Raw genomic sequence first — 17256 nt, forward strand, 5'->3', positions numbered from 1 at the left:
TTTTTGATAACAGGTGCAATTACACCTGGTTATACTTAATAAGTTAAGAACTGTTCAGTATAACACTCAGGGATGAGTAGTTGAATGAAGGTGTATTGCCAAGCTCCCAGCAACCTTGGCTCTCTGTAAATACATAATCTTCATCTTTAGTTCCCGTCAACGTTTTTATATATTTCTGAATTGTCAGTATAATTATATACTATACGAAACAAACCATTCTGTCTACTGCTTGTTAAGAGAAATTTGTTAAATAAAAATATCTGATTGACGACAATAATACAATCATTTTTGCAATTGGTCAACTGTTTTTGAAGAAATTTTCTGACATTTCAAAAAAGGAAGAAAACAGAAATCGTTTACAATATTGTTATAATAACATTTTCACACGGGAGGAAAAATAATAATTAAATGTATTTTTGCTACACATTTTCATGGATGATATAATTAACATGACAGTAAAATATGGATGAAGAGGAGTTATAATGGGAGAAATATTATTTGTTATTCCGTGTGGGAAAAGAAAAATATGGGATAAATATCCTGAATATGGGCATGCCATTGCAGATGAAGCATATATCGGTACATTACATAAACTTACTAAAGTTTATGCGAAAAACTACAGTACTAATTATGTGATTTTATCAGCAAAACATGGATTGCTGATAAGTAATGATGTTATAAAATCTAATTATGATGTAACTTTTCAACCTAAATTTAAAGAGAAGATTATCTCGACAGATAAGTTATTAAAACAAAAGAAAGAGAAAAAATTGGATCATTTTTCTCATATTGTTGCATTAATGGGAAAGAAATATATTCCAATTGTAAACATGATATTTGATGATGTTCAAACAATTGAATTCCCATTATTAGGAACAAGAGGTATTGGTGAAATACAACAATTATTAAAAAAGAGCATAGAAAATGATATCCAATTACATCGAGGAGAGAAGGGTGATTTATGAAAGCATATGTAGTAGAGAATGGATTATATACTTGGAAAGAGATGGAGGAACCGAGTGTTCATCCAAATGAAGTGAAGGTTAAATTAATCACAGCAGGAATGAATCATCGAGATTTAATGATAAAAGAACGCGTCCAATCTCAAGAAGCATTTATACTAGGATCGGATGGAGCAGGAATCGTTGAAGCAATTGGAGAAAATGTTACCAAATTTCATGTAGGGGATGAAGTAATTATTAATCCAGGCTTAAATTGGTACAATAAAAATGAAGCTCCACCTGAAGAATTTGAAATCGTTGGCGTCCCATACAATGGAACTTTTGCAGAAAAGATAGTAATACACGAAGACTTTGTAGCTGAAAAACCATCCCATTTATCTTGGGAAGAAGCTGGAGTATTTTCTTTAGCTGCATTAACAGGTTATCGTGCGTTGTGCACACAAGGACAAGCAAAAAAAGGGGAGACATTGTTCATTCCTGGAGTGAGTGGTGGCGTAAACACCTTTATAATCCAGTTTGCAAAAGCAATTGGTTTACGTGTTATTACTACATCTAGAACGCAAGCTAAATTAGATATGGCGATTGACTTAAAATATGATAGAGGTTTGGAGACAGAGGATGATTGGGTCAGAGAACTGCATGATGAAACAGTTGATTTAGTTATTGAAAGTATTGGAGGGAAGACGTTCAATCGATCTTTAGAAGTTTTGAAAAAAGGTGGAAGGATCGTTACATATGGTTCTTCTACAGATGATATATTCTCATTTAATCTTAGACAATTTTTTTATGGGCAATATCATATGATTGGATCAACAATGGGGAGCAGGGAAGAATTTATAGAATTACTTGCATTTGTGAAGCAACACAACATCAAACCATTTATAGATACAAGCTTTTCTTTTGATGAATTAGACAGAGCTTTTACCTATTTGGAGAAGCAAAATCAAGTGGGTAAAATTGTTGTTCGATTTAACGATTAATAGTTGTGAAAGAAAAATAGCATAGATAAAAAAGAATGATGCAAAATAGTTCTTTAATTACAAAAATCCAAACGATTTGGTAACCACCGAATCATTTGGATTTAGTGTGTATTTGACTCTATTTGTTAATGTGGGGATTTTATATATGCGTTATGTACATGAAAAAGTTAGCTGCTGAGAATGGGCCATGGAAAGGGGGAGTGTGCAAGCCACATCGGTTTATATGCACACAATTCATTTCATCATGACTCATTAAAGTTTGTGTCTTATATTTCGTTTCTTGTTTAAGTCTAATACTCACCACTCGCTATGTTTCTAACCGGGTATTTTCGCTTTTGATTCGTCGAACTCAAACGCCCAGAAACTAGACAACTTCATGAATCAACCATCAATAAGTCATCATCGATTCGCAAGCTCATCGTGATTCCTTTATTTTGTTTGATTCATTCCAGTTGCTACGTTTCTGAACGGGCGTTTTTGCTTTTGATTATCCTTTTGGTTTAAATAGTAGTGCGCCGATGAATCCGAAGACAATTGCTGCTGTGATGCCTGAACTTGTCATTTTAAACATTCCTGTGATGACACCGATAATGCCATGTTTATCTGCTTCTTCTAATGCACCATGGACTAAGGAATTACCAAAACTAGTTATTGGCACAGTAGCACCAGCTCCTGCTAAATCGATTAACGGTTCATATAGACCGAATCCGTCTAATATAGCTCCAGCGACAACGAGAATACTAAGGGTGTGGCCTGGAGTTAATTTGGCCACATCGAATAATAATTGACCAATTACACAGATGATACCTCCGACAAGAAATGCCCAAAAAAAGACCATTATGACGCTCCTCCTGTCGGTATATTTTCAATGGAGACAGCATGTGCAATACAAGGGATAGATTGTTTTTGTTGCACAGATAATGGTGATAGCAATGCACCAGTAGCTACAATTAATAAACGATTAATTTCTCCATTTTGCATCCGTTTCAACAAGTGTCCATATGTGACGATTGCTGAACATGCAGGTCCACTTGCGCCTGCAAATACGGATTGCTCTTTAGAATAAATCATTAATCCACAATCAAGAAACCTTTCGATAGTAATTTGTTGATTATTTCTTTGGAATAAGTCGATACAAATTTCTCTGCCATATTTAGCTAAATCTCCTGTTACTATATAATCATAGTAATTTGCATCAATATTTCGATCTCGTAGGTGTTGTAAAATCGTATCATACGCTGCTGGAGCCATAGCACCGCCCATATTGAATGGATCTGTCATCCCTTCGTCAATCACTTTTCCAATAGTTGCGGAAGTAACTTTCGGTCCAGAACCTTCTTTTGCAAGTAATGCAATGCCTGAACCTGTAACTGTCCATTGGGCGGTATCAGGTTTTTGACTTCCATATTCAGTAGGATATCGAAATTGTCTTTCAGCTGCAGAATTATGGCTTGCTGCTCCTGTGAGAACATATTCTGCATTGTTTGTACTTAACAATAAGGCTGCCATTGCTAATCCTTCCATAGAAGTAGCACAGGCATTAAATATCCCTAAATATGGTATATTTAATTGACTCGCTGCAAAATTAGAAGGAGTAATCTGATTAATCAGGTCACCATGAATAAAAAAAGAAATATCTTCATTCTGTAAGTTTATTTTACTCATTGCAATACTACACGCTTCTTCAATTAAATGACAATGTGCTTGTTCGAATGATTTTTCTTCCATCCACTGATCTGTGAAAAATGTGTCAAAATCATCTTTAATTGCAGCTTTTTGTTCAAAGGGTCCTCCAACAATACCTGTTGATAGGATACTTGGTGGTTGGTCAAATAGGATAGTAGCTGTTCCTTTTAACATTACATACCACTCCAATTAAGTATAATTGTTTTAATTAATGCGACAACGAAAGCAGAAACAACACCAAACATAATGACAGAACCAGCAAGCTTGAACATATTTCCTCCAACCCCTTGTACAAATCCTTCCGTTCTATGTTCAATAGCAGCAGAAATGACTGCATTACCAAAGCCAGTAACAGGAACAGCTGTACCCGCACCTGCAAATTGTGCGATTTTGTCATACACTCCAATACCTGTTAGAATCATGGTTATAAATATTAATGTTGCGACAGTTGGGTTACCGACTGTTTGTTCTGTAAAATGGAAATAATACATATAAAAAGTGGAAATAAGTTGGCCAATAACACAGACAAAGCCACCAACTAGAAATGCTTTGATACAATTTTTAATCACAGGGCGTTTTGGTTCTAATTTTTTTTCATAAGTTTGATAGGATGTTTCTTTATTCGACAATGTAATCACCTCATTACGTTTGATCTTTTAAAAGTTTTTTCCATTCTGTTAGTGTTTTCTCTAGTTCTTTTTTACTGATGGAATTTGTTTCTTGTAACTTATTGATTTCCATCAAAAATTTCTCATCTGATGTTACGTGAATTTCTTTATTGGAGATTGCATCAATTAGTTCTTTTTCTATCTGTTTAGCGATATCTTGTTCATTCACTTGGTTTATTGATTGAACGATGATCGTAATAAATAGATCTTCTTTCGTCATAATTACTTTATAATCTTTAATATGATTTTCCTTTTTTTCTATAATTTGTTGTACTTTCTTTGGTATGGGATATGTTAATGGTGTACTTTCATTACTCAAGGGAAGAATTGAGTTATTTGTATTCGATTGAGCATCGTTATTTTTTTCCGTACAACCGTGTAGCAAAAACATTGCAGTAACGGTGAATAGTAACAAATAAATAGATCTCATTTGCATGTTCCTTTCCATTAGCATTCATGAATAATCATACTAATAGTTTGTTTAGAAAAAATTAAAATATACAAAAATTTGAATAGAAGATGTTACTAAAATTTTCGACAAAATGAAATTCTAACAATAATTAATGAAACTTTTTGGTAATTAAATTCGTCATATAGTATATAGAGAGGGATAAGGGGATGTATCGAATGAGGAAAAAAGTACTAATTGTCACATTGGTGATTATTACTATAAGTATAGGTGTTTATTTGTTTTCAATATTCAATCATCAACCAGTATTAGAAAAAACGGTTATTTTTAAAGAAGAATATAATGATTATATTATACATATACGAATAGAAGCTGTTAATAAAGAGCAGTTTCAAGTATTGAGATCTCTTGAATATATTGGTCAAGAAAAATTATCAATAAAACACCGCACGCCACTTACAGCAATTACAATGGATAAAGATAATCCAGTATTTACTGGAAGTCACCGAAATAGGTTGTTATTGCCTGGATATCATTATCACCCTCAAGACCCTTTAGTGTATGACAATCTGACAGAAGGGAAGCATATTATATACGTCCACACTCAATTTGATGATGGAGAAGAAATCGTAAATATAAAAACAAAAGGTGAAGTCTATTTTGAGTAAGTAGACTTCACCTTTTCTATAGATAATAGTATGACCTTTATTCTTCCTTCATTTCTTCATATATAACAGTTTGCGTCGTAGTACTGAGACTTAATTCATAGGATTTATTGTCCAACCATTGTATATCTTGGATGTTCAGTGGCTCGGTTACTTCTTGAAGTGTCGTATATTTTATTTGTTTCCATTCGTTTAAACCAAAAACGATTGTCTTGTCGTACCCTTTTTGATGAAATACAAAGAGAACTTTATCACGATTTGGAGATACATAATATTTCTTAAATTTAACATAATCAGCTAATAACATTGATTCCATGTCTTTTGTCATGTTTATAATCATATAAGAACATGATTTTTGACAATTAAATGATAGTAGATACGTATCCAGTGGCTCCACCTTTTGAAGAGACATTTTGTTTTTTGTCAAATGAATATTTTGAGAAGTACTCAAAAGTGAATAAAGAATAGGAATATTTTCTGTATTAATTGTCACAACTTCATCCTCGATTAAAAAATGAATATTAGGGTCAATACTAGTAGAAGCAGTTGTTTGAGTAGAAGTAGCATGTATATTGCCTGCTTCTTCTTTTTGTAAAACTTCTACTTTTTTATTAGGTGCTACAATTGTAATGATAATAATAGCCGATAGCAAAATGATTATCCATGTTCTAATACTTCTAATACGCAAAGGTGATCACCTCTATTTATTACTTATTTTTTACATAGTCAATAATTTTTAATTGGTCATGCTCATAACCTAAAACGAATTGATTTATTTGAGTAATTGTTTTATCTTTATTGTTGTTTCGAACAACTATATCGCTTTCTACCTTCCAGTGGATTTCTTTGTCCGAATGCTCAGTCACTCTCATTTCTTTTATATTCACGTCAATTGTTGAGATAAATGTATTACGAAATTCTGTATATTCCCAACTTGATTGTAATTCACTACTTAATAATGTGTATGCATTTAGATAATCCCTTAATGTAATATTTGAGAAGAAATATTCAATAATATATTTTGCATCATCTTCAGTAATTTCCAAATTTAAATTCTTATCAAGTTGTGAAGAATATACTAAACTTGCATCATCTACTTCAGCAATCCAATTAGATAGCTTTTCTGTAATAGTCGTTAAAGGAATACTAAAACCAATATCTGTATCGCTAATACCGGCTGCATTTACGCCAATTACTTTACCATTTTCTTTTAGAATGAGAGGACCGCCACTATTGCCATAAGTGATATTTGCTGAAATTTGGTAGACATTTTCATAATCAAATGGAGCAATGGAAAATGTACGGTCATATCCAACAATAACGCCAAGAGAAACAGCATTTTGAATACCTGTAGGACTTCCGATAGCGATAATTTCATCGCCAATTTTTGGTTGGTAATTATCTTCAATTGCTAATGGCTCTGTATATTTTAATTCAGGCACTCTAATTACCGCAATGTCTGTAGTTTCGCCTATTTCTACGATTGCACCAACATACTTATGCCCATTTGCTAATTTGACGATAATATGTTCCGCGTCTTCCACAACATGTGCATTTGTAACGATATCTCCACTGTGATTATAGAGAAATCCAGCTCCTACTTTTTGTTGGATACCGTTAATTGCTTCTATTTGAACAACGCCTTTTTGGGCATTGTGAATTATTGTTTGTAAATCTAATTGTGTAGAAGAAGTCGAATTTGCTTGAACAAATGGTTTGTTGACAATTAATGAAGTTTGTTGCCAATTGATGATGAATGTGACAGCAATGATTCCTGTCACAAGAGAAATAATTATTGCAATAATAAGATTTATTTTCTTCTTTAACTTCATTTATGTACCTCCATATTAGTCAATATACCACTTGATTTCTTCAATTGAGAGAGTGAGAGCTTTCGATTCTATTTTCTTCAGATCAATATCAAAATGAATAAATTCAAATTTACCTTCTTCATTTGGATATAGTTGATCTGGTTCAAGATATACTTGATTACTAACTATTTTTTTCTTGTTATCGTAAATCGCATAATTTATCTTAATAGAGTGGATTGGCACTGTAGCAGTACTTAAAAGTTTGCCTGTTACGATAACTTGATTATCTTTTGTAACAATATTGCTTTCTTTCACTTTAAGTGCATTCTGTTTATTCGATTTTGTATCATTCTCACTAATATCGGTTGCATGTTGAATTAATTGTTGCTGATATGATTCAAAAGCTACTTTTTCTTTCTGTATCGTAGACTGTAAATTTAATAATGTGTCAGATGAATCTAAATAAATAAATGCATCATCAATTAGAGAAATAGCAGAATTAAATTGGTGTCGTTCTAATAGTTTTGTAGCTTCTTGATAAATTTCTGAAATGAATTTATCACTTGCTTCTTTTGCTAATAATTCAGCTCTTTCGTCATCTATTGCTTCAGCTTCCCATATCAATGTTTTTAATTGATCCATTGTTGGTTTATTTTCAAATTGATAATGTAATTGTTCTATTTGGGTGTCTGTCTTTAATTGCTTGATTTTTGTTTGCATTGTTTCTGCAAAAGTTCCCATATAAAGATTTAATTTCTTCTCAATTGTGTATATTGTTGAAAATGCACTTTCAAAGTTGTTCTCTGACGTAGATATTTGAACAGCTTCTAATTTAGGTTGAAAAGATAGAACATATTCCATTAGTTGGCGAGCATCTTTTGCATAAGGAAAGTTGTTTTTATAATTTATTGCAGTGTTAAGTTTTGAGAGTGCTTGCTCATAGTCACCAAGCATTGCTAATTGTTCAGCTTCTTCATATGATTGTAATGCTTGAGTATCTCTATAATTCAAGTAATAATAGACAGCAATAAGTATTAGTATAGAAAGCATGGAAACAATTATTGGGATTTTCCAATTATGTCTTAGAAAAGATTTTTTCATTGTATATCTATCTTTAAGATTGTTCGGTAAAGCTTTTCCGCACGTAATACAAAATTTCTCATCAATCTGTACTTGTTTTCCACAATGGGGACAAAAAGGCATATGTATCATCTGCTTTCCATGGAGTAATTAGTAATAATTATAACATGTTTTAAAGAGTTAGTTGTGTTAAGTAAAATATTAAGTATAATGAGTATATACAATATCAGAAGGGGTGATTGGATGGAAGCAATCTTTGGTATTATTTCTATGGTTATTCTTGTAACTTTAATCGGGTTTAGTATTTTTGATCGTGTATCATAATGTATGAACAGGTAAGAAACAAATGAAAACCGTATGGCTATCAAGTCATACGGTTTTCATTTGTTATAAAATTTAAAAAACAATATGATATAGACTTTGAAAAAAACACTCAATTGTTTAATTGAATTCGAGCTAGTTTTTTTAATGTCTCCACAAGTGAATTTTTGTAATCATCCGAACTCTGTAATGACAATCCATACTCATTATAGTCTCCATAATCCATCGTCCAAACAACATTACCATTAACTTGAAAAAATTCATCTAATATACTATATTGGATATAGGTGTTTTCAGATAAAGACAACTGAAGGTCTGTTCGTATTTTCATGCCTGATGGGCTAACATTTATTATTTTACAAGAACCTACTCCAGCAGTAGATGTATCTATTTGTGCTTGAATTGGTTGTTTAAATTGATATCGAAATGGTTCATCTCTTTTGTAATGCAATATCCATCATCCCCAGATTTATTTATTTCCAATATATCATATAAAATGGATAAATTGAGAACAGTGTCGAAAAATTTTTGAATAAAATGTTACATTTGAAGTTTTTTTGTCTCATTTTCTGTAAAGCTTTACAAACTATTCAATTTTTGGGATAATCAATACGCTTATTGTTAAATTTCAATTTATTTAAAGGAGGGTAACACGGTAGAATGGGACATTATCAATTAGAATTAATAGATAAAATTGAAAGACTTCGTAAAGAGATGACCGATGTTGCTCTTTCAAAAGGGATGACAAGTGAAGAATCATTGAATATTAGTCAAGAACTTGATCGATTGTTGAATGACTATGAATATTACAAGAGATTGAATAGAAATCCAAATGTATAAAAATAAATATGAAAGAGCTAGCATAGTTAGGAGATGTATGCTAGCTCTTTTTGTTTTGAGTATGAAAAGCAATTCTAGATTAACTGTAAAACAAACTTATTTATTCACTTTTTGAAAGTAATCTGCTAATCGATTCATTCCTTCTTTTAAAGTTGCCATATCATATGCATAGGAAAGTCTTACATAACCTTCTCCATATGTCGAAAAAGCACTTCCAGGTACTAATGCCACTTTTGCTTTATCCACGATGTCTATTGCAATATCGAATGAATTCTGTTCTAAGTGTGAAACATCAATAAAGATATAGAAGCCACCATCAGGTGTGTATGTATATAAATCTATACTTTTTAATCTTGAAAGGACATAATCACGTCTCTCTTTGTATGCAACTTTCATTTGGATAGGATCATGGATTCCTGTTGTTAATGCGCTTAGAGCAGCATATTGACTAATAGAGGTTGCACAAGACACATTATATTGATGAACTTTTAAAATATGTGCAGCTAACCATTCAGGTGCAAGGATATATCCAATTCTAAATCCTGTCATGGAATGCGACTTACTTACCCCATTAATTACAATTAATTGGTTGCGTATTTCAGAAAACTTGGCAATAGATATATGTTCTTGAGTGTAAACAATTTCACTATAGATTTCGTCAGCAATAAGAAAGATATCATGCTTTTTAATGAGGGTAGCAATGTCTGTAAGTTCTTTCTCATTTAATGTGACACCTGTAGGGTTAGAAGGATATGGAATTAATATAGCTTTTGTTTTCTCCGTAATATATGGTTCAATCATATCTGCTGTTAATTTGAAATTATTTTTACGCGTATCAATATATATAGGCGCAGCACCTGCAAGCTTAATTAACGGTTCATAACCTGGATAGACAGGGCCAGGAAGAATGACTTCATCTCCATTGTTTAATATCGTACGTAATGTTATATCAATTGCTTGTGAAGCCCCAACAGTTACAATTATTTCTGATTCTGGATGATAAGTGATATGGTACTTTTCTGAAACGAAATTAGCAATAGCTTCACGTAATGGTAGAATACCCGCATTGTGGGTATAGGATGTGTAATTGTTATGAATTGCACTAATTGCTTGCTCTTTAATATGTGTAGGTGTAGGGAAATCGGGTTGTCCAATTGTTAATGAAAGTACATCTTCTTTGGTCTGTACTAAGTTGAAAAATCTTCGAATACCAGATATCGCAATATCCTCTACTGTACTATTAATTGATAAACTCATTTTTGATCCTCCGTCACTTATAAATTCTACTTAATTGTCCATACTGATAACAATAATTAATAGTTTATCATAAAAGTATAATTGGAAGGAAGTTGATGTTAAATGTTAAAAGAAGAGTGGCAGCAATTTGTTGCCTTCATCGATACATTACTTATTACGATGCAACATGAAGTAAGTACTGTCCTATTTATTTTAATCCTACTTATCATTGGCTATTCTGTTATCTTGCCTCTTATACGGGTAATTGTTGCGCTAGAATGGACATCATTTTTGACTTTTGCAATTGTCACAATCTTTGCATACCAAATTATGGATTCAGCTACAGAACAAAATGAAAGGGTTTATTTTGTTTACGCGATTATTATCTTTTCTGTATTTATCAGTACAAAAAGAATGTTTGACATTTGGAAAATGAGGACTCAACAAAAAGTGTGAGACCTCATTTATTTCTTTTATGATAAAAGGGGGAGAGGGTAGTCGGGTAGGTGGAGTGAAATGGATAGGATGTAGTTGAATGCGTTCTTGGTTTAGATAATTTATCTGCATTCCAATTTAAATAATTCATCAATATTTTTTTTGCAATAGTAAGTGACAGTGTTGTTTTAGGATTTCTGTAAGATGAATCAAGTTGTCCTAAATGCTGTAATTGTTTCATATCTTCTTTTGATGGTGGCATATGAAAATAATATTCTCCAACTTGTACAAGAATGACTGAATGTTGTCTGCTTCTTTTAGGATTGTTCGAGTAATGTAAACCAACTTTTAACGCTTTTTTCTCCTTCAGAAGTTTTTCCATTGTGGCATTTTTTAATTGATAGAGGTATGAAGGATCTGGAGCTGTCTTAGCATGTCGATTGACAATAAAAAGAGCTTGACCAATTTTATTAGGTGTTTCTTCCATATAGTGTCACATCCATTTTAATCATAGTATATAATTCTTTTAAATAAATTTAACCTTATAACGTAAAATGTAGAAGCAAAAGATGCTTCTACATTTACTTTAATTCATTGATTTAATATCTTCAACTATTTTATTCATTTCTTCCGCTTTTGAACCATTATATCCATTAATTGCGTTGCCTTCAGGTGAAACTAAATAAAATGTGGACTGATGTATAACTGTATCGCTTCCTTCAGGTTTATCTACATACGCTTTAAACGATTCATTAAGAAATGTTTTTATTTCTGCATCTGTGTAACCAGTTAGAAAACTCCAATTATCAAAATTGATTCCATAATTATTTGCATAATCTTTGAGTACTTCTGGGGTGTCATTAGTCGGATCTACACTAAAAGAAATTAGTCCAACGTCCAAACCTTCTTCACTTAACATTTTTTGTAAGCGCGCCATATTAGCAGTCATTGGAGGACAAATGTCAGGACATTCAGTGAAAATCATATTAGCAACCCAAAACTTTCCATCAAGGTCACTTTTAGATACAGATTCTCCGTCTTGATTTGTGTAGGTGAAATCATTCACTTCAAAGGAAAATTGTCCTTCATATTTATTTCCACATGCACTCAATAAAAGAATAAATAATAAGGAAGCGAGAAATAATTTTTTGTTCATAATAATCAACCTTTCTTTAATTCATATATTGTAATTTCTGGTTTACAGAAAAAGCGATAAGGTAATCTAGTTGTTCCAATTCCTCTACTTACATATAATTGCAATGGTCTATTGCCAACTTTATAAGAGCCTTCTACGTATTTCTCTGCTAAATAGGGTGTATAAATATACCCAATAAAAGGTAGTTGTACTTGTCCGCCGTGACTATGTCCAGACAATTGTACATCAACAGAGTAATCTTTCACTTTATCAGCATAATCAGGCTCATGAACTAGAATAATGGAGAAGGTATCCGAATCATTAGGCAATGCTTGATCTATATTGGGTCGACCTAGCATAATGTCATCTAAGCCAATGATTACAATTTTCTCATTGTTTCTTTCTATGTATGTATGCGTATTTTTTAATAGGGTAAAGTTGGCATTTTCGAACGTTTGATTTACTATGTCTGTTCCATAACCACCATGGTCATGATTTCCGTAAATCCATAATTTCCCATCATTTGCAGTTAGTTTTTTCAACGTTTCAGTTAAGGTATTAGTCCAATTATATTCATTTGGGTGATCAATTAAATCACCAGTAAATACAATCAAATCAGGATTGTGTGCATTTATTTCATAAACAAGTTCTTCTAATTGTTCCAATGTGTAATGGAAGCCGATGTGTGTATCACTAAATTGAGCAATTTTGTACCCATTAAACTCCGCTGGTATGCGATTAGATTTTATTTGTACTTTTTGTGTATGAAGCATTTTTGGCTCGATATCTTTCGCATATACATAAGAACCACCTGTTAAACCAGCTAACGAAATGACTCCACCAAGTATTCTTTTTAAAAATGTTCGTCTGTTCATAAAAAAACCTTTCTTCTTAGTTAGAAAATTAAAAAAAGTATGAGAGTAAAATATACCTCATCAAATAATCATATGTTAATTTGTATGAATTGTATAAGTTTATCTTGAATTCTATTGTAACGAAATGCTTCAGTCGTTACATTTCTAAACAGGCGTTTACGCTTTTGCTTCGTCTAGCGTAAGCGCCCAGAAACTAGGTGACTTCGCGAACCACCTTACGATAAGTCATCATCGATTCGCAAGCTCACCGTGATTCCTTTATCTCAAGTTGGTTCACTCCAGTCACTACGTTTCTAAACGGGCGTTTACGCTTTTGCTTCGTCTAGCGTAAGCGCCCAGAAACTAGGTGACTTCGCGAACCACCTTACGATAAGTCATCATCGATTCGCAAGCTCACCGTGATTCCTTTATCTCAAGTTGGTTCACTCCAGTCACTACGTTTCTAAACGGGCGTTTACGCTTTTGCTTATTATAACATGTTCTTGTTTTATTAGCTTGCAAACATATTCAAAATACACATTATTGTTTGTTTTGTGTTAGAATATGTAAGGTGAAAGGTCTACTCCTTCACCAAATAGTAAGGGAGTGTCGTCATGTTGAGCACATTAAAAAAGAGATTAGAAGAGTTAAAAGTTAGTGATATAATGATACCTGCTGAGAAAGTGGCGCATGTTCAATTAGGGAACCCATTAGAACATGCTTTACTTGTATTAGTGGAGTCAGGTTATTCTTCTGTTCCAGTATTAGATTTAGATTTTAAATATCAGGGTACAATCGCAAAAACACCTATCTTAAAAAATGTTATGGGTATGGAAAGATATGAAATGGAGAAATTAAGTGAGCGAAAAGTAGAAGATGTTATGAATAAAGAACAACCATCCGTAACGTCAGACACCGATTTTTTAACAGCAATCAAAGTAGTAATTGACAATGCATTTGTTTGCGTTGTAGATGAACAGAATTACTTTGTTGGGATATTAACTAGACGTGCCATTTTAAAAGAAGTGAACAAATCAATTTATATGAATGCATAGTGCACACTTGTACTATAAAATAATTTTTAGTACATTATAAATATCGAAAATAAATACTTGGAGGATTTAACTTTATGAAAATGATGGATGCAAATGAAATAATATCATTTATTTCAAACAGTAAAAAATCAACACCTGTAAAAGTGTATGTAAAAGGTAAGAAATTAAACGAAATCAAGACAGAAGGTTCGATTCAAACATTTTTAAATGATAACAATGGTGTTATTTTTGGAGAATGGAATGAAGTGAATGAGTTACTAAATACATACAAAAGTCAAATTGAGGATTATGTCATCGAAAATGACAGACGTAACTCTGCAATTCCTTTATTGGATATGAAAAATATTAATGCAAGAATAGAGCCAGGTGCAATTATTCGTGAACACGTGGAAATTGGCGATGGTGCAGTTATTATGTTTGGTGCAATGATTAATATCGGTTCTGTAATTGGTGACGGAACGATGATTGATATGAATGCATGTTTAGGTGGACGTGCCACTGTAGGTAAAAACTGTCATGTTGGTGCAGGAGCTGTATTAGCAGGTGTTATTGAACCCCCATCCGCACAACCAGTAATCATTGAAGATAATGTTGTGATTGGTGCAAACGCAGTTGTTCTTGAAGGCGTAAGAGTTGGGAAAGGAGCAGTTGTTGCAGCGGGTGCGATTGTAACAAAAGATGTTCCTGCAAACACAGTTGTAGCAGGAACACCTGCAAAAGTAATTAAAGAAATTGATGATCAAACAAAGTCAAAAACAGAGATTATCGAAGCACTTCGAAAATTAAATGATTAACAAGTGAAGGCAGGATAATAGTATATCCTGCCTTCTTTGGCGATACACTTCTTTTATTAGGGGAGAATAACATGAACTATAATCAGTTAATAAAAATACGTAGAGATTTACACCAAATACCAGAATTAGGGTTTCGGGAATTTAAGACTCAAGCATACATATTGCAAATTTTAGAAAAAATAAAAACACCGAATATGGTTATAGAAAAATGGGAGACAGGGCTATTTGTATATTTAAAGGGCAAAAATCCTAACAAGACATTAGCATATAGAGCGGATATAGATGGATTGCCGATAAAAGAAGAAACAAATCTTCCCTATCATTCTAAACACGAAGGATGTATGCATGCATGTGGGCATGATTTACATATGACCATTGCTATAGGTGTTATTAATGAAATCGTACGCCATCCAATAGATGATAATGTGCTTTTTATTTTTCAACCAGCTGAAGAGGGACCGGGTGGAGCAAAACCAATGTTACAATCAGAACAATTCAAAAAATGGAATATTGATATGATTTTTGCATTACATATCGCACCAGAATTGCCTGTTGGAACAGTATCTTCACGAGAGGGGATTTTATTTGCGAATACTAGTGAACTATTCATTGATTTTAAGGGGAAAGGTGGACATGCGGCATACCCACATTTGACGAAAGATATGACGGTTGCTGCTAGTATGTTTGTCGCTCAAATTCAGCAGATTATCTCTAGAAAAATTGATCCACTAGATAGTGGAGTTATTACAATTGGTAAAATGACTTCAGGTACTGTGCAGAATGTGATTGCAGAAGAAGCAAAGTTAGAGGGTACAATTCGTACATTAAATCAAGAAACAATGCGTGTGATTAAAGCAGAATTAGAAAGACATATTAAAGGATATGAACTATTATATGAGTGTAAAATCAGATTAGATTATGGCGCAATGTATCATCAAGTTTACAATAACGGTAACGTAGTATCCCAATTTGAAAAAATAATGAATAGTAGTAATATCATCTATAAAGAAGCAAATGCAGCGATGACAGGGGAAGACTTTGGGTATTTTCTTAAAGAGATAGATGGTTTTATGTTTTGGTTAGGTGTAGGTTCAACATATGGTTTACATCATAGTAAATTAAATCCGAATGAAGAAGCAATTCAAATCGGTGTGCAAGCAGTAGTAGAAATGCTAAAGAATTATAAATAAAAATCGGAGTTTCGCATTATTTATTTGCGAAACTCCGATTTGTTTATAATCTCTTAATAAAATAAAGTGTATTAATTTTTTACTACATTCACTTGGTGTGGATATGGAATTTCAATATTATTTTCATCAAATGCTTCTTTTACTCTTTTGCGAATATCTCTTTCTGCACTCCATTGCTCTCCATTTATTGTGCGACCGATAATACGAAGAACTACTTCACTTGATCCAAAAGCTTGTACACCGATAACGTCAGGTGCTTCTTCAAACCGCACATCTGCTTCGAACTCTGCACATACACTCTTTAATACAGAAATTGCGTGATCAATACTGTCTTCATAACTAATCCCAATATCTACAAGTGCTCGCATATTTCCTCTAGAATGATTACTGACACCTGTTATCTCGCGATTGGGAACATAATGAAGTGTTCCGTCAAATCCTCTTAATTGTGTCGTTCTTAAACCGATTTCTTCAACTACACCGTTATATCCAGCAGTCGTAACATAGTCGCCTACATCCACTTGTTTTTCTAAGAGAATGAAAAAACCCGTTACGATGTCACTAACTAAGCCTTGCGCTCCGAAAGCTACCGCTAAACCAATCACACCCGCACCTGCAATAAGTGGCCCGATTTCTAGACCAATTATTCCAAAGAACATAACAACAAAAATGAATATCAATGTGTATGAAAATACATTGATTAATAATTTTTCTAATGTTAGTGCACGTGCTTCAGATACTCTTTTGGTTGATGTAGATTTTCTTAATAAGGAAGAGATTAATTTTTTGCCTAGTGGTGCTACGATTAAAAAAACAATAAGTAATATACCGATTTTCGCAGAGTACACTAGTAACGTGTTAACTAGCTCAGTCCATTTAATATCAATCATAATTTAGCCTCCAATTTTTTGATTCATTATCTATGATAATGGAAAAACAACACATAATTCAAACAATTACTATATTATTGTCGAAATATAAGGAATGATAGCTTACTTAAAAATATTTAGTAGTTAATCAATATTAAAAGGTTTAATTGATTTAAGGAGAAGTTCTTTTAACAAATGAAGCGAATAAGGAGTGCAAAACAGTTCTTTATTACGATTGAAATTTAAGTGATAAAGAATTATTTTGT

At 32.7% G+C, this 17256-nt stretch carries 21 protein-coding genes and 1 pseudogene; 8 read left to right on the forward strand and 14 right to left on the reverse strand.

What is annotated here, in order from left to right:
- Window positions 1–482: 482 nt before the first annotated feature.
- Together ACFOZ1_RS05360 and ACFOZ1_RS05365 are read left to right on the forward strand one after the other, a co-directional pair.
- Window positions 483–965: a DUF6884 domain-containing protein gene (locus tag ACFOZ1_RS05360; protein ID WP_390196778.1), complete on the forward strand. Its 483-nt coding sequence runs from the start codon at window positions 483–485 to the stop codon at window positions 963–965.
- Complete coding sequence (locus tag ACFOZ1_RS05365) at window positions 962–1942, forward strand: zinc-binding dehydrogenase (protein ID WP_390196781.1); 981 nt, start codon at window positions 962–964, stop codon at window positions 1940–1942. Before ACFOZ1_RS05360 ends, ACFOZ1_RS05365 begins: the two co-directional genes overlap by 4 nt.
- Before the next feature lie 487 nt (window positions 1943–2429).
- Here the strand turns inward: ACFOZ1_RS05365 and spoVAE are convergent, their stop codons facing one another.
- Genes spoVAE through ACFOZ1_RS05385 form a run of 4 tightly spaced genes read right to left on the reverse strand, consistent with a single transcriptional unit; the run spans window position 2430 to window position 4726 of the window.
- Entirely contained in the window at window positions 2430–2780 is a 351-nt protein-coding gene (gene spoVAE, locus ACFOZ1_RS05370) for a stage V sporulation protein AE (protein WP_390196784.1), read from the reverse strand.
- Window positions 2780–3802 carry a stage V sporulation protein AD gene (gene spoVAD, locus ACFOZ1_RS05375; protein ID WP_390196787.1) on the reverse strand — a complete coding sequence of 341 codons (1023 nt, stop codon included), beginning with the start codon at window positions 3800–3802 and terminating at the stop codon, window positions 2780–2782. Before spoVAD ends, spoVAE begins: the two co-directional genes overlap by 1 nt.
- Window positions 3802–4257 carry a stage V sporulation protein AC gene (spoVAC, locus tag ACFOZ1_RS05380; RefSeq protein ID WP_390196790.1) on the reverse strand — a complete coding sequence of 152 codons (456 nt, stop codon included), beginning with the start codon at window positions 4255–4257 and terminating at the stop codon, window positions 3802–3804. Before spoVAC ends, spoVAD begins: the two co-directional genes overlap by 1 nt.
- Before the next feature lie 13 nt (window positions 4258–4270).
- A complete protein-coding gene (locus ACFOZ1_RS05385) occupies window positions 4271–4726 on the reverse strand; it encodes a hypothetical protein (protein WP_390196793.1) in 456 nt (151 codons plus the stop codon).
- Window positions 4727–4923: 197 nt separating this feature from the next.
- Between ACFOZ1_RS05385 and ACFOZ1_RS05390 the strand changes: the two genes are divergently transcribed.
- The gene (locus ACFOZ1_RS05390) at window positions 4924–5373 is read left to right on the forward strand and encodes a hypothetical protein (RefSeq protein ID WP_390196796.1); all 450 of its coding nucleotides are present in this window, start codon (window positions 4924–4926) and stop codon (window positions 5371–5373) included.
- A gap of 37 nt (window positions 5374–5410) precedes the next feature.
- Here the strand turns inward: ACFOZ1_RS05390 and ACFOZ1_RS05395 are convergent, their stop codons facing one another.
- From ACFOZ1_RS05395 to ACFOZ1_RS05415, 5 genes and pseudogenes are all read right to left on the reverse strand, one after another.
- Window positions 5411–6058 (reverse strand): hypothetical protein, encoded by a 648-nt coding sequence (locus ACFOZ1_RS05395; protein ID WP_390196798.1) that lies wholly within the window; start codon window positions 6056–6058, stop codon window positions 5411–5413.
- Window positions 6059–6077: 19 nt separating this feature from the next.
- Entirely contained in the window at window positions 6078–7202 is a 1125-nt protein-coding gene (locus ACFOZ1_RS05400) for a S1C family serine protease (RefSeq protein WP_390196801.1), read from the reverse strand.
- Window positions 7203–7217: 15 nt separating this feature from the next.
- Window positions 7218–8282, reverse strand: coding sequence for a hypothetical protein (locus tag ACFOZ1_RS05405; RefSeq protein ID WP_390198127.1), 1065 nt, complete (start codon window positions 8280–8282; stop codon window positions 7218–7220).
- Between the two features lie 33 nt (window positions 8283–8315).
- Window positions 8316–8393, reverse strand: a pseudogene (locus tag ACFOZ1_RS05410) (zinc-ribbon domain-containing protein); the annotation flags it as partial.
- Window positions 8394–8694: 301 nt separating this feature from the next.
- Entirely contained in the window at window positions 8695–9033 is a 339-nt protein-coding gene (locus ACFOZ1_RS05415) for a PilZ domain-containing protein (RefSeq protein WP_390196804.1), read from the reverse strand.
- Window positions 9034–9242: 209 nt separating this feature from the next.
- On the opposite strand from ACFOZ1_RS05415, the gene ACFOZ1_RS05420 reads away from it, so the two are divergent.
- Window positions 9243–9422 carry a Spo0E family sporulation regulatory protein-aspartic acid phosphatase gene (locus ACFOZ1_RS05420; protein ID WP_390196807.1) on the forward strand — a complete coding sequence of 60 codons (180 nt, stop codon included), beginning with the start codon at window positions 9243–9245 and terminating at the stop codon, window positions 9420–9422.
- A 96-nt stretch (window positions 9423–9518) separates the two neighbouring features.
- Here ACFOZ1_RS05420 and ACFOZ1_RS05425 read toward each other — a convergent pair whose 3' ends face one another.
- Window positions 9519–10679: an aminotransferase A gene (locus ACFOZ1_RS05425; protein ID WP_390196810.1), complete on the reverse strand. Its 1161-nt coding sequence runs from the start codon at window positions 10677–10679 to the stop codon at window positions 9519–9521.
- Between the two features lie 102 nt (window positions 10680–10781).
- Between ACFOZ1_RS05425 and ACFOZ1_RS05430 the strand changes: the two genes are divergently transcribed.
- A complete protein-coding gene (locus ACFOZ1_RS05430) occupies window positions 10782–11114 on the forward strand; it encodes a hypothetical protein (RefSeq protein WP_390196812.1) in 333 nt (110 codons plus the stop codon).
- Between the two features lie 4 nt (window positions 11115–11118).
- On the opposite strand, the gene ACFOZ1_RS05435 is transcribed toward ACFOZ1_RS05430, so the two are convergent.
- From ACFOZ1_RS05435 to ACFOZ1_RS05445, 3 genes are all read right to left on the reverse strand, one after another.
- On the reverse strand, window positions 11119–11580 hold the full coding sequence (locus ACFOZ1_RS05435) for a YkyB family protein (RefSeq protein ID WP_390196815.1): 462 nt from the start codon (window positions 11578–11580) through the stop codon (window positions 11119–11121).
- A 99-nt stretch (window positions 11581–11679) separates the two neighbouring features.
- Entirely contained in the window at window positions 11680–12249 is a 570-nt protein-coding gene (locus tag ACFOZ1_RS05440) for an SCO family protein (protein ID WP_390196817.1), read from the reverse strand.
- 5 nt (window positions 12250–12254) lie between these two features.
- On the reverse strand, window positions 12255–13103 hold the full coding sequence (locus ACFOZ1_RS05445) for a metallophosphoesterase (protein WP_390196820.1): 849 nt from the start codon (window positions 13101–13103) through the stop codon (window positions 12255–12257).
- Between the two features lie 593 nt (window positions 13104–13696).
- Here ACFOZ1_RS05445 and cbpB point away from each other — a divergent pair.
- From cbpB to ACFOZ1_RS05460, 3 genes are all read left to right on the forward strand, one after another.
- Window positions 13697–14137 (forward strand): cyclic-di-AMP-binding protein CbpB, encoded by a 441-nt coding sequence (gene cbpB, locus ACFOZ1_RS05450; protein WP_390196823.1) that lies wholly within the window; start codon window positions 13697–13699, stop codon window positions 14135–14137.
- A gap of 74 nt (window positions 14138–14211) precedes the next feature.
- A complete protein-coding gene (dapD, locus tag ACFOZ1_RS05455; RefSeq protein WP_390196826.1) occupies window positions 14212–14931 on the forward strand; it encodes a 2,3,4,5-tetrahydropyridine-2,6-dicarboxylate N-acetyltransferase in 720 nt (239 codons plus the stop codon).
- 71 nt (window positions 14932–15002) lie between these two features.
- Entirely contained in the window at window positions 15003–16121 is a 1119-nt protein-coding gene (locus ACFOZ1_RS05460) for an N-acetyldiaminopimelate deacetylase (protein WP_390196828.1), read from the forward strand.
- Window positions 16122–16192: 71 nt separating this feature from the next.
- Here ACFOZ1_RS05460 and ACFOZ1_RS05465 read toward each other — a convergent pair whose 3' ends face one another.
- Entirely contained in the window at window positions 16193–17011 is an 819-nt protein-coding gene (locus ACFOZ1_RS05465) for a mechanosensitive ion channel family protein (RefSeq protein WP_390196831.1), read from the reverse strand.
- Between the last annotated feature and the right edge of the window lie 245 nt (window positions 17012–17256).

Origin of the sequence: Gracilibacillus marinus (assembly GCF_042651725.1) — a bacterium.
In the GTDB taxonomy this organism is placed as follows: domain Bacteria; phylum Bacillota; class Bacilli; order Bacillales; family Amphibacillaceae; genus Gracilibacillus; species Gracilibacillus marinus.

Coding starts and splice junctions, on each gene's coding strand:
- ACFOZ1_RS05360 (WP_390196778.1), top strand. CDS start 483: ATGGGAGAAATATTATTTGTTATTCCGTGTGGGAAAAGAAAAATATGG.
- ACFOZ1_RS05365 (WP_390196781.1), top strand. CDS start 962: ATGAAAGCATATGTAGTAGAGAATGGATTATATACTTGGAAAGAGATG.
- spoVAE (WP_390196784.1), bottom strand. CDS start 2,780: ATGGTCTTTTTTTGGGCATTTCTTGTCGGAGGTATCATCTGTGTAATT.
- spoVAD (WP_390196787.1), bottom strand. CDS start 3,802: ATGTTAAAAGGAACAGCTACTATCCTATTTGACCAACCACCAAGTATC.
- ACFOZ1_RS05385 (WP_390196793.1), bottom strand. CDS start 4,726: ATGAGATCTATTTATTTGTTACTATTCACCGTTACTGCAATGTTTTTG.
- ACFOZ1_RS05390 (WP_390196796.1), top strand. CDS start 4,924: ATGAGGAAAAAAGTACTAATTGTCACATTGGTGATTATTACTATAAGT.
- ACFOZ1_RS05400 (WP_390196801.1), bottom strand. CDS start 7,202: ATGAAGTTAAAGAAGAAAATAAATCTTATTATTGCAATAATTATTTCT.
- ACFOZ1_RS05405 (WP_390198127.1), bottom strand. CDS start 8,282: ATGAAAAAATCTTTTCTAAGACATAATTGGAAAATCCCAATAATTGTT.
- ACFOZ1_RS05420 (WP_390196807.1), top strand. CDS start 9,243: ATGGGACATTATCAATTAGAATTAATAGATAAAATTGAAAGACTTCGT.
- ACFOZ1_RS05425 (WP_390196810.1), bottom strand. CDS start 10,679: ATGAGTTTATCAATTAATAGTACAGTAGAGGATATTGCGATATCTGGT.
- ACFOZ1_RS05430 (WP_390196812.1), top strand. CDS start 10,782: ATGTTAAAAGAAGAGTGGCAGCAATTTGTTGCCTTCATCGATACATTA.
- ACFOZ1_RS05435 (WP_390196815.1), bottom strand. CDS start 11,580: ATGGAAGAAACACCTAATAAAATTGGTCAAGCTCTTTTTATTGTCAAT.
- ACFOZ1_RS05440 (WP_390196817.1), bottom strand. CDS start 12,249: ATGAACAAAAAATTATTTCTCGCTTCCTTATTATTTATTCTTTTATTG.
- ACFOZ1_RS05445 (WP_390196820.1), bottom strand. CDS start 13,103: ATGAACAGACGAACATTTTTAAAAAGAATACTTGGTGGAGTCATTTCG.
- cbpB (WP_390196823.1), top strand. CDS start 13,697: ATGTTGAGCACATTAAAAAAGAGATTAGAAGAGTTAAAAGTTAGTGAT.
- dapD (WP_390196826.1), top strand. CDS start 14,212: ATGAAAATGATGGATGCAAATGAAATAATATCATTTATTTCAAACAGT.
- ACFOZ1_RS05460 (WP_390196828.1), top strand. CDS start 15,003: ATGAACTATAATCAGTTAATAAAAATACGTAGAGATTTACACCAAATA.
- ACFOZ1_RS05465 (WP_390196831.1), bottom strand. CDS start 17,011: ATGATTGATATTAAATGGACTGAGCTAGTTAACACGTTACTAGTGTAC.